The organism is Micromonospora sp. NPDC048839 (assembly GCF_040649915.1).
In the GTDB taxonomy this organism is placed as follows: Bacteria; Actinomycetota; Actinomycetes; order Mycobacteriales; family Micromonosporaceae; genus Micromonospora.
In genome coordinates, this window is the sequence record NZ_JBEZGL010000020.1 from 33,352 (window position 1) to 46,263 (window position 12,912).

General features: G+C 68.7%; 11 protein-coding genes and 2 tRNA genes. 10 read left to right on the top strand and 3 right to left on the bottom strand.

The window, feature by feature from the left end; translation table 11 throughout:
* The gene (gene recF, locus AB0C25_RS29165; protein ID WP_357377290.1) at window positions 1-1,134 is read left to right on the top strand and encodes a DNA replication/repair protein RecF; all 1,134 of its coding nucleotides are present in this window, start codon (window positions 1-3) and stop codon (window positions 1,132-1,134) included.
* 61 nt (window positions 1,135-1,195) lie between these two features.
* Window positions 1,196-1,732, top strand: coding sequence for a DciA family protein (locus AB0C25_RS29170; RefSeq protein WP_357377385.1), 537 nt, complete (start codon window positions 1,196-1,198; stop codon window positions 1,730-1,732).
* 10 nt (window positions 1,733-1,742) lie between these two features.
* Here the strand turns inward: AB0C25_RS29170 and AB0C25_RS29175 are convergent, their stop codons facing one another.
* A complete protein-coding gene (locus AB0C25_RS29175; RefSeq protein ID WP_357377291.1) occupies window positions 1,743-1,967 on the bottom strand; it encodes a hypothetical protein in 225 nt (74 codons plus the stop codon).
* A 118-nt stretch (window positions 1,968-2,085) separates the two neighbouring features.
* On the opposite strand from AB0C25_RS29175, the gene AB0C25_RS29180 reads away from it, so the two are divergent.
* Entirely contained in the window at window positions 2,086-2,574 is a 489-nt protein-coding gene (locus AB0C25_RS29180) for a MarR family transcriptional regulator (RefSeq protein ID WP_357377292.1), read from the top strand.
* Here the strand turns inward: AB0C25_RS29180 and AB0C25_RS29185 are convergent.
* Window positions 2,559-3,113, bottom strand: coding sequence for a hypothetical protein (locus AB0C25_RS29185; protein ID WP_357377293.1), 555 nt, complete (start codon window positions 3,111-3,113; stop codon window positions 2,559-2,561). The genes AB0C25_RS29180 and AB0C25_RS29185 overlap by 16 nt on opposite strands.
* Window positions 3,114-3,634: 521 nt before the next feature.
* Here AB0C25_RS29185 and gyrB point away from each other — a divergent pair.
* The 6 genes from gyrB (at window position 3,635) to AB0C25_RS29215 (ending at window position 10,907) form a co-directional block, all read left to right on the top strand.
* Window positions 3,635-5,581, top strand: a complete 1,947-nt coding sequence (gene gyrB / locus AB0C25_RS29190) for a DNA topoisomerase (ATP-hydrolyzing) subunit B (protein WP_357377294.1) — start codon at window positions 3,635-3,637, stop codon at window positions 5,579-5,581.
* Window positions 5,582-5,711: 130 nt separating this feature from the next.
* Complete coding sequence (gene gyrA, locus AB0C25_RS29195; protein ID WP_357377295.1) at window positions 5,712-9,494, top strand: intein-containing DNA gyrase subunit A; 3,783 nt, start codon at window positions 5,712-5,714, stop codon at window positions 9,492-9,494.
* A 4-nt stretch (window positions 9,495-9,498) separates the two neighbouring features.
* Complete coding sequence (locus AB0C25_RS29200; protein ID WP_357377296.1) at window positions 9,499-10,404, top strand: DUF3566 domain-containing protein; 906 nt, start codon at window positions 9,499-9,501, stop codon at window positions 10,402-10,404.
* A gap of 151 nt (window positions 10,405-10,555) precedes the next feature.
* Window positions 10,556-10,629, top strand: a tRNA-Ile gene (locus tag AB0C25_RS29205).
* Window positions 10,630-10,672: 43 nt separating this feature from the next.
* Entirely contained in the window at window positions 10,673-10,801 is a 129-nt protein-coding gene (locus AB0C25_RS29210) for a DLW-39 family protein (protein WP_357377297.1), read from the top strand.
* Between the two features lie 30 nt (window positions 10,802-10,831).
* Window positions 10,832-10,907 (top strand) — tRNA-Ala (locus AB0C25_RS29215).
* 906 nt (window positions 10,908-11,813) lie between these two features.
* On the opposite strand, the gene AB0C25_RS29220 is transcribed toward AB0C25_RS29215, so the two are convergent.
* Window positions 11,814-12,227 (bottom strand): contact-dependent growth inhibition system immunity protein, encoded by a 414-nt coding sequence (locus AB0C25_RS29220; protein ID WP_357377298.1) that lies wholly within the window; start codon window positions 12,225-12,227, stop codon window positions 11,814-11,816.
* 300 nt (window positions 12,228-12,527) lie between these two features.
* Here AB0C25_RS29220 and AB0C25_RS29225 point away from each other — a divergent pair, with 300 nt between their 5' ends.
* Window positions 12,528-12,902 carry a YciI family protein gene (locus AB0C25_RS29225; RefSeq protein ID WP_357377299.1) on the top strand — a complete coding sequence of 125 codons (375 nt, stop codon included), beginning with the start codon at window positions 12,528-12,530 and terminating at the stop codon, window positions 12,900-12,902.
* Window positions 12,903-12,912: the final 10 nt, after the last annotated feature.

Consider the following 12,912-nt stretch of genomic DNA (forward strand, 5'->3'; position numbering starts at 1 on the left):
GTGTATGTCCACCGGCTGGAACTTGTCGACTTCCGCTCGTACGAGCGGGTGGCCGTCGACCTCCAGCCGGGGGCGAACGTCCTGACCGGCCCCAACGGCGTCGGCAAGACCAATCTCATCGAGGCGCTGGGCTACGTGGCGACCCTGGACTCACACCGGGTCGCCACCGACGCGCCGCTGGTCCGGATGGGCGCCACCGCCGCGGTCATCCGCTGTGCGGTGGTGCACGACGGCCGGGAGCTGCTGGTCGAGTTGGAGATCGTGCCCGGCAAGGCCAACCGGGCCCGGCTGGGCCGCTCACCGGCGCGGCGGGCCCGGGACGTGCTCGGCGCCCTGCGACTCGTGCTCTTCGCCCCGGAAGACCTTGAGCTGGTCCGGGGCGACCCGTCCGAGCGCCGCCGCTACCTGGACGACCTGCTGGTCAACCGGCAGCCCCGGTACGCGGGAGTGCGGGCCGACTACGAGCGGGTCGTCAAGCAGCGCAACGCCCTGCTGCGCACCGCGTACCTGGCTCGCAAGACCGGCGGGTCGCGCGGCGGTGACCTCGGCACCCTCGCCGTCTGGGACACCCACCTGGCCCAGCATGGCGCGGAGCTGCTCGCCGGCCGACTGGAACTCGTGGCCGCGCTCACCCCGCACGTCGCCAAGGCGTACGACGCGGTGGCCGCCGGCCGGGGCGCGGCGAGCATCGCCTACCGGCCCTCGATCGAGCTGTCCGAGCCGACCACCGACCGGGCCACGCTGACCGACGCGCTGACCACCGCACTGGCCGCGTCCCGCTCCGCCGAGATCGAACGGGGCACCACGCTGGTCGGTCCGCACCGGGACGAGTTGGCGCTGACTCTCGGCCCGCTGCCCGCCAAGGGGTACGCCAGCCACGGCGAGTCGTGGTCGTTCGCGCTCGCGCTGCGGCTGGCGGGGTACGACCTGCTGCGCGCCGACGGCATCGAGCCGGTGCTGGTGCTCGACGACGTCTTCGCGGAGCTGGACACCGGCCGTCGGGAGCGACTGGCCGAGTTGGTCGGCGGGGCGAGTCAACTGCTCGTCACCTGCGCGGTGGACGATGATGTGCCAGCCGCCCTGCGCGGTGCCCGCTACCAGGTCGGCGAAGGGACGGTACGCCGTGTCGGATGAGCCACGCCCCAAGCGACCGGAGAGCGGCAAGGGCGACGCGGCGGGCGCGCGTACCCCCGGGGTGGAAGCGGCGGGCGGTGCGGCGGCCAGCGGTCCGGAGCTGGCTCGGGCGGTGCTCGATGCGGCGCTGTCCCGGCGGCAGGCGGCGGCCCGCGCCCGGCGTACCCCTGGCGGTGCGGGCGGCGACGCGGCCGGCGGGTCGGGACGGCGGTTGCGCGGTTACTCCGGCCCCGGTCCCGACCCGCGCGACCCGCAGCCGCTCAGCGCGGTGCTGAACCGGCTGGTGAAGGCGCGGGGCTGGCAGCAGCCGGCGGCCGAGGCCACCGTGTTCGGCGCCTGGGAGCGAGTCGTCGGCGCGGAGGTCGCCCAGCACAGTCGCCCGGTCAAACTGGAGAACGGCGAGCTGACGGTGGAGGCACGCTCGACCGCGTGGGCGACCCAACTGCGTCTGCTCGCCGGCTCGCTGCTCAAGCAGATCGCCAGCGAGGTCGGCCACAACGTGGTGCGCAAGCTGCACATCCATGGCCCGGCTGCGCCCTCCTGGGGCAAGGGGCCGCGCCGGGTACGCGGCCGGGGGCCCCGCGACACGTACGGCTGAGTCGGGCTCCTCAGCCCTTTCGGGCCTCGCGGGCCGCGCGCCGGCGTTCGCGCTGTTCCCGGGTGTAGCGCTTGCGTTCGGCCAGGTCGCGTTTCCACGCCTCGCGGGCCTCGGTCGAACCGCCCTGGACCGCACCCTGGACACCCTCGGCCGGGCCGGCGAGGTGCCGGAAGGCCCAGCTCAGGAGTCGGCCGCCCTCGCCTGGCGCCCTGGTGACCGCACCGTCCTCGCTCATCTGCCGCCCTTTCCCTCCGCGTGTCCGTCCGCCCGTCGCACGAGCAGATGGTTGGGGCACCAATGATTGGTACACCAATGATCGGTAGAGTAGTCACCGTGGCTGGTACGAGCAACCGATGAGCGATCGACCGGATCGCGGCGACCCGCTGGCGCTGGAGCAGCAGGTCTGCTTCGCCCTGTCGGTGGCCGCGCGCAGCGTGGTGGCCGTCTACCGGCCACTGCTGGAACCGATGGGGCTGACCCACCCGCAGTACCTGGTGATGCTGGCGCTCTGGCAGCACGCCCCGCTGTCCGGTCGCGACCTCAGCCGCCTGTTGCAGCTCGACCCGGGCACACTCTCACCCCTGCTCAAGCGGCTCGAAGCGGCCGGCTACCTGCGCCGCGAACGCGACCCCGGCGACGAGCGCAGCCTCGCCGTCACGCTCACCGCCAGCGGCGCCGCACTGCGGAGCCAGGCGGAGCTGATCCCGGCCGCGATCGTGCAGCGGCTCGGGTTGCCCGTCGAGGACCTGCAACACCTGCACGCGGTGCTCACCCAGGTGATCGCCGCCGCAAACCGACCGGCCGCCTCGGGGGCCGGCGCGGCGGGTCAGACGTCGGCGTAGACGGCGAACCCGCGCTCCGCGCAGCGCCTGTAGAAAGCGGCAAGCACGCCCAGCTCGGCGCAGGTGAAGTTCCACTGCGGCGGGTCGCCGCGCTCGTCGCGCAGCGCGTCGAGGCGGCTCTCCAGCCACCGCAGCTGCTGCTCGGCCAATCTGCCGTCGCCGAGCAACGAGCGCAGCACCGTACTCACCGACTCGAAGGTGACCACCTCACCGTGCGCGCGGTGCCCGGCCACGAAGCGCTCGATGCCGCTGGCGATCCAGGCGCAGCCGTCCGGGTCGATCACCGGGTCCTCGTCCTCGGCGGCGGCGTCTGTGGCGTACAACACACCTTCCAGGCCGAGGAGCAGATCCACCAGCTCGGTGTACGCCGTCGCCCGGATGGTGCCGGTCTTCGCGATCAGCTCGGCCAGCGCCGCCGTCGGCGCGGAGATTCGTGGCAGATCGACGATCTCGCCGAAGTCGACGAACTCGGCCGGCGCGACCGGATCATAGAAGCGGCCGGTCCGCGGCCAGTGCACCGCGACGTTGTCCAGCCCCATCTGTCACCTCTTAGAGAGCACGTGTCGGGTCGATCGGGTCGATCGTCCCGGTTCCGGCCGGTAAAGATCAAGCCTGGTTCCGGAGCGCCGCAAACGTACGGCACGGACGCTCCGGCCGCGACCCCCGACCCGCCCGAGCGCGGGTCAACCCGTTCGGGGACGGCGCGTGCGATCGGACCCTGGCGTGTGGGGGGAGTCGCGGGCAACGGGGTTCTGCCGGCTATGGACTTCTCAGCCGCCTCTCTGAGGGTGCCGAGTGGTGGTTCTGTCCCCCGCGCACAGTAGGATTGACAGCGAGACGAAGACCCGGTGCGGGAGAGGGACGGGGCCGGTGGCCCCAGATTCATTCTCCACGTCGGGTTGAGCCGATCGCGATCCGCGGGCAACCGCGGCGACCGGCGCGTTCGACCCGCTGTCCGGAGGTCTCCGGCACCGGTCCACGCGCCGACGTCGCGTCCTGTCCGCCGAACCCGCGCCCGCCGCGCCCTACCGGCGCGGTTGACGCGAGAAAGTGGCCGAGGGTGGCAGCGCAGGACAAGCAGGAGTACGGCGCAGAGTCGATCACCGTTCTCGAAGGGCTGGAGGCAGTTCGCAAGCGGCCCGGTATGTACATCGGGTCCACCGGCGAGCGCGGTCTGCACCACCTCGTCTGGGAGGTCGTCGACAACGCGGTCGACGAGGCGATGGCTGGCTACTGCGACACCATCGACGTGGTACTGCTCGCCGACGGTGGGGTCCAGGTCACCGACAACGGCCGTGGCTTCCCGGTCGACCTCCACCCGAAGCTCAAGAAGCCGGGTGTCGAGGTCGCGCTGACCGTGCTGCACGCGGGTGGCAAGTTCGACGGCAAGGCGTACGCGGTCTCCGGTGGTCTGCACGGCGTCGGCGTTTCCGTGGTGAACGCGCTGTCGACGAAGATGGCCGTGGTGATCCACAAGTCCGGCTTCGTCTGGCGGCAGCAGTACACCCACTCCAAGCCATCCACGCTGGAGAAGGGCGAGACCACCGACCGCACCGGCTCGGCTGTCTCCTTCTGGCCCGACCCGGACGTCTTCGAGACGATCGACTTCGACTTCCAGACCATCTACCGACGCCTGCAGGAGATGGCCTTCCTCAACCGGGGCATCACCATCCACCTGCTCGACGAGCGGGTCCCGGAGGACGAGGACGGCAAGACCCGCGAGGTCACCTTCCGGTACGACGGTGGTATCGCCGACTTCGTCCGACACCTCAACGCCTCCAAGAACCCGATGCACAAGACGGTGGTCGAGTTCGAGGCCGAAGAGGAGGGCATGTCCCTCGAGATCGCCATGCAGTGGAACGAGTCGTACGGCGAGTCGGTCTACACCTTCGCCAACAACATCAACACGCACGAGGGCGGCACCCACGAGGAGGGCTTCCGGTCGGCGCTGACCAGCGTCGTCAACCGGTACGGCACCGACAAGAAGCTGCTCAAGGGCGACGAGAAGCTCTCCGGCGAGGACATCCGCGAGGGCTTGGCCGCGATCATCTCGGTCAAGCTGACCAACCCGCAGTTCGAGGGCCAGACCAAGACCAAGCTGGGCAACACCCCGGTGAAGAGCTTCGTGCAGCGGGTCTGCAACGACCGGCTTGTCGACTGGTTCGACCGCAACCCGGCCGAGGCCAAGACGATCATCCAGAAGGCGTCCCAGGCGGCCCGGGCGCGGATCGCCGCGCAGCAGGCGCGCAAGCTGGCCCGACGCAAGTCGCTGCTGGAGTCCGGCTCGATGCCGGGCAAGCTGGCCGACTGCCAGTCGACCGACCCGCGCGAGTCCGAGGTGTTCATCGTCGAGGGTGACTCGGCCGGCGGCTCGGCCAAGCAGGGCCGCGACCCCCGGACCCAGGCGATCCTGCCGATCCGCGGCAAGATCCTCAACGTGGAGAAGGCCCGGATCGACCGGGTGCTGAAGAACAACGAGGTCCAGGCGCTGATCACCGCGCTGGGCACCGGCATCCACGACGACTTCGACATGGAGAAGCTGCGGTACCACAAGGTGGTGCTGATGGCCGACGCGGACGTCGACGGCCAGCACATCCAGACGCTGCTGCTCACCCTGCTGTTCCGCTTCATGCGTCCGCTTGTCGAGATGGGGCACGTCTACCTGGCCGCCCCGCCCCTCTACAAGATCAAATGGAACAAGAAGGGCGACGACGCCCAGTACGCGTACTCCGACCGCGAGCGGGACGGTCTGATCGCGCTGCGCCAGCAGAAGAAGCCGAACGCCAAGCCGGACGACATCCAGCGCTTCAAGGGCCTCGGTGAGATGAACTATCCCGAGCTGTGGGAAACCACGATGAACCCGGCGACGCGTACCCTGCGTCAGGTCACTCTCGACGACGCGGCGACCGCCGACGAGTTGTTCAGTGTGCTGATGGGTGAGGACGTCGAGGCGCGCCGGTCGTTCATTCAGCGCAACGCCAAGGACGTGCGGTTCCTGGATATCTGACGGACTGCGCCGGATCGGCCGGGCACTGCCCGGCCGATCCGGCGGTCCACAGAGTTATCCACAGCTTGGCCGGTATCCACAGCGGTTATCCACAGCACGAAAACGACTCTGAGTCTGATAAGGGTATACAGTGACCGATTCTCCCGAGTCCACACCGAACGAGCCCGAGGTCCCCGCCGAGGCCGTCGCCGCCGTGGTCGCACACGACCGCATCGAACCGGTCGGGCTCGAGGTGGAGATGCAGCGCTCCTACCTCGACTACGCGATGAGCGTCATCGTCGGGCGTGCGCTGCCGGACGTCCGGGACGGCCTCAAGCCGGTCCACCGCAAGATCCTCTACGCGATGTTCGACTCCGGCTACCGCCCGGACCGCGGCTACGTGAAGTGCTCCCGGGTCGTCGGCGACGTGATGGGCCAGTTCCACCCGCACGGCGACTCGTCGATCTACGACGCGCTGGTCCGGATGGCGCAGCCCTGGTCGCTGCGATACCCGCTGGTCGACGGCAACGGCAACTTCGGCTCGCCCGGTAATGATCCGGCTGCCGCGATGCGATACTGTATCGTAGGAGATGTCCGTATTCGTACCGCTGAGGGTAGCGTCCGGGTCGGCGACATCGTGCCCGGCGCGGCGGCGAGCAGCGAGACCGACATCGACCTCAAGGTCCGCGACCGCAACGGCGACCTGGTCCGCGCCTCCAAGTTCTTCCACTCCGGCGAGCACCCCACGCTGCGGCTGCGCACCCGCGAGGGGTACGAACTGTCCGGCACCCACAACCACCCGGTGCTCTGCCTGGTGGACGTGGCCGGCGTGCCGACCCTGCTGTGGAAGCTGCTGGCCGAGATCTCCCCGGGCGACCGGGTCGTTCTCCAGCGCTCGGTGCCGGACGAGATCGGCTACCCGATGCTGGAGCACGTCGAGGCGGCGGTCCTCGCCGGCGCGTTTGTCAGCGAAGGCTGGGTCTCCCCTGGGCGGGCCGGGTTCAACAACGTGGACCGGGATTTCTTCGTCCGCGTCCTCGCGGCCTACGACCTGGCGGTGGGCGGCCCCCGTTACGTCAGCGAGCGGGTCATCGCCTCCGGCGGCACTCTGCACGAACTCGACGTGCAGGACCTCACCGCGCTGCGCAAGAGCCTCCTCGGTGACCTGGTCGGCGCCCGCAGCGCCGCGAAGTTCGTCCCCGAATTCGTCTGGCAGGGGCCGGCCGCGATCAAGCGGGCCTTCCTCCAGGCGCTCTTCGAGGGCGACGGCTCGTCCTCGCTGCTGCCGCGCAACACGATCCAGGTCTCGTACTCCACTCGCAGTGAGCGGTTGGCCCGCGAGGTCCAGCAGTTGCTGCTGGAGTTCGGCGTGATCAGCCAGCAGACCCGCTACGACGACGGCGAGATCAAGGTCGTCGTCACCAACCGCCGCGACGCCCGGATCTTCGCCGCGCACGTCGGCTTCCTCGGCCGTAAGCAGGCCAAGCTGGAGGCGGAACTGGCCCAGGTGCCGGTGAGCAGCACCGCGCTCTCCAGCGACCACGTGCCGCTGGTCGGTGAGTTCATTCGCGAGCACGGCGCGCAGCGCTGGACCGAGCGGGACTGGCTTCGCCGGCACAACGTGGACCGGGTGGAGCGGTGGGAGCGGGACCGCGACGAGATCGCCGCCCGGGTCACCAACACCGAGGTGCTCGACGTGGTCGAGCCGCTGGTCGACGGGCGCTTCTACTACGCCGAGGTGGCGCAGATCACTGACGCCGGTGTGCAGCCGGTCTACAGCGTCCGGGTCGACACCGACGACCACTCGTTCGTCTCGGACGGGTTCGTCAGCCACAACACCGAGTGCAAGCTCGACCCGCTGGCCATGGAGATGCTGCGGGACATCGACGAGGACACCGTCGAACTGCAGAACAACTACGACGGTCGGGCCAAGGAGCCCACGATCCTGCCGTCGCGGATTCCCAACCTGCTACTGAACGGCTCCGAGGGCATCGCGGTCGGCATGGCCACCAAGATCCCGCCGCACAACCTGCGCGAGATCGGCGCGGCGGTGCAGTGGTGCCTGGAGCACCCGGAGGAGGACGAGGAGGCCACCCTCGAAGCCCTGCTCGGCATCGTCAAGGGCCCGGACTTCCCGACCTACGGCCTCATCGTCGGCCAGACCGCGATTCAGGACGCGTACCGCACGGGTCGTGGCTCGATCCGGATGCGCGCCGTGGTGGAGGTCGAGGAGGACAAGCGCGGCCGTCCCTGCCTGGTCGTCAGCGAGCTGCCCTACCAGGTCAACCCGGACAACCTGGCCGAGCGGATCGCCGAGCTGATCAAGGAGGGCAAGCTCGCCGGGATCGCCGACATCCGCGACGAGTCCTCCGGCCGTACCGGTATGCGGATCGTGCTGGTGCTCAAGCGCGACGCGGTCGCGAAGGTCGTGCTGAACAACCTCTACAAGCACACCCAGCTCCAGGAGACCTTCGGCGCCAACATGCTGGCCCTGGTCGACGGGGTGCCGCGCACGCTCAACCTGGCCCAGTTCATCCGCTACTACGTCGAGCACCAGATCGAGGTGATCCGTCGGCGGACCGCGTTCCGGCTGCGCAAGGCCGAGGAGCGGGCGCACATCCTGCGCGGTCTGGGCAAGGCACTGGACGCGCTGGACGAGGTGATCGCGCTGATTCGGCGGTCGCCGACCGTGGACGACGCCCGGCAGGGCCTGATCCGGCTGCTGGAGATCGACGAGATCCAGGCGACCGCCATCCTGGACATGCAGCTGCGCCGTCTCGCCGCGTTGGAGCGGCAGCGGATCGTGGACGACCTGGCCAAGCTTGAGATCGAGATCGCCGACTTCAAGGACATCCTGGCCAAGCCGGAGCGGCAGCGGAAGATCGTCTCCGAGGAGCTCGGCGAGATCGTCGCCAAGTGGGGCGACGACCGGCGTACGCAGATCATCCCGTTCGACGGCGAGGTCTCGATGGAGGACCTCATCGCCCGCGAGGATGTGGTCGTCACGATCACCCGTACCGGGTACGCCAAGCGGACCAAGGTCGATCTCTACCGCTCGCAGCGACGCGGGGGTAAGGGCGTCAGTGGCGCTACGCTGCGGCAGGACGACATCGTCAGCCACTTCTTCGTCTGCTCGACCCACGACTGGATCCTGTTCCTGACGAACAAGGGCCGTGTGTACCGGGCCAAGGCGTACGAGTTGCCGGAGGCCAGTAGGGTAGCCAAGGGCCAACACGTGGCCAACCTGCTCGCCTTCCAACCCGACGAGCAGATAGCGCAGATCATTGAGATCCCGAACTACCAGGTAGCCCCCTATCTGGTACTGGCCACGAAGAACGGCCTGGTGAAGAAGACGCGGCTCGAGGAGTTCGACTCCAACCGTTCCGGCGGCATCATCGCGATCAACCTGCGCGATGAGGACGAGCTGGTCGGTGCTGCGTTGGTTGCGCCGGAGAACGACCTGCTGCTGGTCTCCAAGAAGGCGCAGGCGATCCGGTTCAACGCCTCGGACGAGGCGTTGCGGCCGATGGGCCGGGCCACCTCGGGGGTGATCGGCATGCGCTTCACGGACGACGACGTCCTGCTGGCCATGGAGGTCGTTCGGGAGGGTCTGGACGTTCTGGTGGCCACGAACGGGGGATACGCGAAGCGGACCCCGATCGAGGAATACCCGGTGCAGGGCCGGGGAGGTAAGGGCGTGTTGACTGCAAAGATCACCGAACGGCGCGGTGGTCTGGTCGGCGCGGTGGTGATCGATCCGGACGACGAGCTGTTCGCGATCACCAGCAACGGTGGTGTCATCCGGACTCCGGTGAAGCCTGTACGCCGTACGCGTGACCGGAACACAATGGGGGTCAAGCTGATGGACCTCCCGGACGGCGTGACTATCGTGGCGATTGCTCGCAATGCCGACGAGCCTGACGAACAGGACTAGTTGAATGACGGAGACACAGGCGAAGTCGGGGAACACGGGGACCTCGGCCAACCCGGTCGACGAGGAGGCCGCCAAGGGCGGCACACCAGCGACCGGCCGCGCGGCCGTAGGCCGGGCGACGGTCCCCGCCGACGCGCCTGCCCCGAAATTCACCAGGGCCCCGGGCATGACACCCCCGCCGGAGCCGGGCAGCGAAGACGCTGGCAAGGGTGACAAGACCGAGGCGTCCGGTGCCGAGGCGCCGACGTCCGCCGCCGCACCCTCGGGTTCGGCGGCACCCTCGGCCCGACCGGCGACCACCCAGCCGATCAACGTCCGACCCGGCCAGGCCGCGTCGACCGGCGCCACCGGCACCCAGCCGCGGATCACACCCGGCATGACCCAGCCGCCGTCGGACGGGGCGCGTACCTCAGCCGCCGGCCGCCCGGTCAGCGGCGGTGGCCTGCCGCCGGGCATCGGCAACGCGTCGGCCGTCGGGGCTGCCCGTGTCGGCGACGCGGTACGCGCGGCACGTACGTCGGTCAGCTCGGCTGCGTCGCGGGGACCGCGCCGGGCACGGCTGAACCTGAAGCGGATCGACCCGTGGTCGGTGATGAAGTTCGCGTTCGCCGTCTCGGTGGTGCTCTTCATCGTCGTGGTGGTCGCCACCTCGGTGCTCTACCTGGCGCTGGATGCGATGGGTGTGTTCAAGAGCGTCAACGAGAGCCTGAGCGACCTGGTCAACGCCGGCGGTGGGCAGAGCACCAGCGGCTTCCAGATCACCGCCAAGGGCGTGATCCTCAGCTCGGCGCTGATCGGTCTGGTCAACGTGGTGCTGTTCACCGCGCTGGCCACGCTGGGCGCGTTCGTCTACAACGTCTGCGCAGACCTGGTCGGCGGGATCGAGCTGACGCTCGCCGAGCGGGACTGAGCGACCCGGACGCCGGGGCACCGCGAAACGCGGTCGCTCCGGCGTCCCGTACTCGGGTAGGTTTTGGCAGGCGACGACGGCCCGGCTCGTGGGCGCGGACCCCGATTTGGGGCCGGCGCAGCGGATGGGTTAATCTTGCTCGTCGCAACGCGGGGCTATAGCTCAGTCGGTTAGAGCGCAGAGCTGATAACTCTGAGGTCGATGGTTCGATTCCATCTAGCCCCACCGCACGGTCGTCCGACGTTAGTCGAGCACGAGGGGTCGCCCCATGTTCAAGAAGCTGCTGATTCTGGCTGGCGTCGTCGGCGTGGCCGCCGTCGTGTTCAACAAGATCAAGGCCTCGAGCGACGAGCGTGCCCTCTGGCACGAGGCGACCACCGCACCCGACCTGCGCTAACGTCTGACGCGGCGACAAGCGGTCGTCCACGGGGCCCTAGCTCAACTGGCAGAGCACTGCCTTTGCAAGGCAGGGGTTAGGGGTTCGAGTCCCCTGGGCTCCACCAGCACTTTCACCGGATGATCTCAGCGATTCCAGCCGGTCCCCGGTCAGCACCGACAGCAGGGTCTTGGCTTCCTCGGGGGTCAGAGCGCGCCGCTCGGTTCGGCCGAGGGCCGGAGGCTTGGCTGTAGCTGCTAAGGCAGCGAACCGATACCACGATCTTTGTCGGTGCCGGAGGAGAATCATTGCTTCGGTGAAGCTCCACGATGCCCAGTTCGACACGCTGCCCGGAAGTCCCGGGCTGGAGGCAGGGCGGAACCCCTCCGGTGTGCAGGGTGCCGCTCGCGTCCTTCCAAAGGAGATCGCTGGTTAAGATCATGCCCTCGCCCATGCCATCCGGGAGATGGCTTCCATCAGGGCCATCGGGGCTGAAGGCGATTGCGGAGACATCGTGGTTCACACCGGCGACGGTCCCCAACACAGCCTGCGGCGCGCCCCTCTCACGCGTGACCGTCCAGGTGATAGCCACGCCGAACAACATGCTGACCAGCATTAGAAGGGCCATGCCGGGAAGGGTCATCGGAGGGAGGGAATTGCGAGAGTCGTACGGGATGCCCGGCAGAGTCATCGCGTCAGAATAGAGCGGTCTCCGGCCGCCGTGTTGAGCCAGAAACCGGACACCTGACCGTTCCCGTTGGTGCCCGATACGACGGCTGCGGGAGGTCAACTGTGGTCAGGTTCAGCGGTTCGAGTTCCCTGGGCTCCACCAGCACTTTCACCGGTTGATCTCGGTCCGAGTGCAGCCAAGTGCGCATGGCTACTCATGCATTGACCTGTAGCGGTGGCGCGGGGTGCGAGCGCGGCACCAAGCACGACTTCGATCCACGGCAGCCCGAGGCGGTGGGCCTGCGCCGGCGACCCTCCTCTGCGGTTGGACCGCTTGACGACAGGCCGACGAGGAGATCCGCTCTCATCGACCAAGGAACCGCACGATCGCGTCGCGAAGAGGCCGGTCCAGGTCGCGAGGCTCACGGTCGGGGTCGGAGGACGGGGTGCCGGCAATGAGCTCAGCCAGAACAGTTTCCAGCCGCTCCCGTTCCGGTCGCAGGTCCGACCAGGCCGTGTCGGGTAGCCGCAGTACGTTGGCGAGCAGGTCACCCGGGTAACAGTCTCCCTCGACCAACGGATCGTTGAGCAGGACAGGTACCGCGAGAGGCAGCAGAGCAGGCACGCCAATCTCCTGCCCGAGCATGATGCGCAGGTCTTCGACCGTGAACTCGGTCAACGGTGTGCGTCGCAGCTCCGTGCAACGTCTGATCAGAGACGTGGCTTCCGGGCCGAGGTCCGTCCACACGTCCCGTTCAAGCTGCTCGATGGTCGTCATGGCGGTCAGGGTAGTTCGCACGCCGCGACCCTGGGGCCAGTCGGAAGTTGGCGGCCGTCCACGGGTTCGTAGCCACGCCGCCCTGCGGTCGCCCGTCCAGATCAGCCAGGGCGTTGGTGGGGCTTGAGTCCCGTGACGTGCAGACTCACGCGCGATCTGCTCGTGCGACGAACATGGCGAGCGCCGAGCCGACGAGGATCCGGCGAAATCTTTCCGGTGGGGCGTCGAATCCGGAATGACTCGTTCGTAGAGGAGACGAGAGGTGGCCGAAGGAGGCCGCCGGGACAAGGAGTCATGAGGATGACGCGGTACCTGATCTCGTTCAATGACGGCGCGATGGACCACATCCCCGCGGAGGAGATGCCCGACGTGGGCAAGGCCGCGCACGAGGTGGTCCAGGAGGCCGTGAACGCCGGCGTGTGGGTGTACGGCATCGGCCTCGAAAGGCAGCAGGCGAGCATCGTGACCCCCGACGGGACGGTCACCGACGGCCCTTACCCGGAGACCAGGGAGGTCATCGGCGGTTTCGTCGTCGTCGACGTGGCCACCCGCGAGGAGGGATTGGCCTGGGCTGCCAAGATTGCCGCTTCCTGCCGCTGCGCGCAGGAGGTCCGGGAGCTCATGCCCGATCCCGAGACGGAGGCGATGCTCGGTCGCGCCGACGGTCGGGGGTGACACCACCGAC

Bases quoted from the DNA above. Each gene is read 5' to 3' on its own strand.
- AB0C25_RS29185 (WP_357377293.1), bottom strand. From the start codon at position 3,113: ATGGGGCTGGACAACGTCGCGGTGCACTGGCCGCGGACCGGCCGCTTC.
- AB0C25_RS29200 (WP_357377296.1), top strand. From the start codon at position 9,499: ATGACGGAGACACAGGCGAAGTCGGGGAACACGGGGACCTCGGCCAAC.
- AB0C25_RS29210 (WP_357377297.1), top strand. From the start codon at position 10,673: ATGTTCAAGAAGCTGCTGATTCTGGCTGGCGTCGTCGGCGTGGCCGCC.
- AB0C25_RS29225 (WP_357377299.1), top strand. From the start codon at position 12,528: ATGACGCGGTACCTGATCTCGTTCAATGACGGCGCGATGGACCACATC.
- AB0C25_RS29175 (WP_357377291.1), bottom strand. From the start codon at position 1,967: ATGAGCGAGGACGGTGCGGTCACCAGGGCGCCAGGCGAGGGCGGCCGA.
- AB0C25_RS29220 (WP_357377298.1), bottom strand. From the start codon at position 12,227: ATGACGACCATCGAGCAGCTTGAACGGGACGTGTGGACGGACCTCGGC.
- AB0C25_RS29180 (WP_357377292.1), top strand. From the start codon at position 2,086: ATGAGCGATCGACCGGATCGCGGCGACCCGCTGGCGCTGGAGCAGCAG.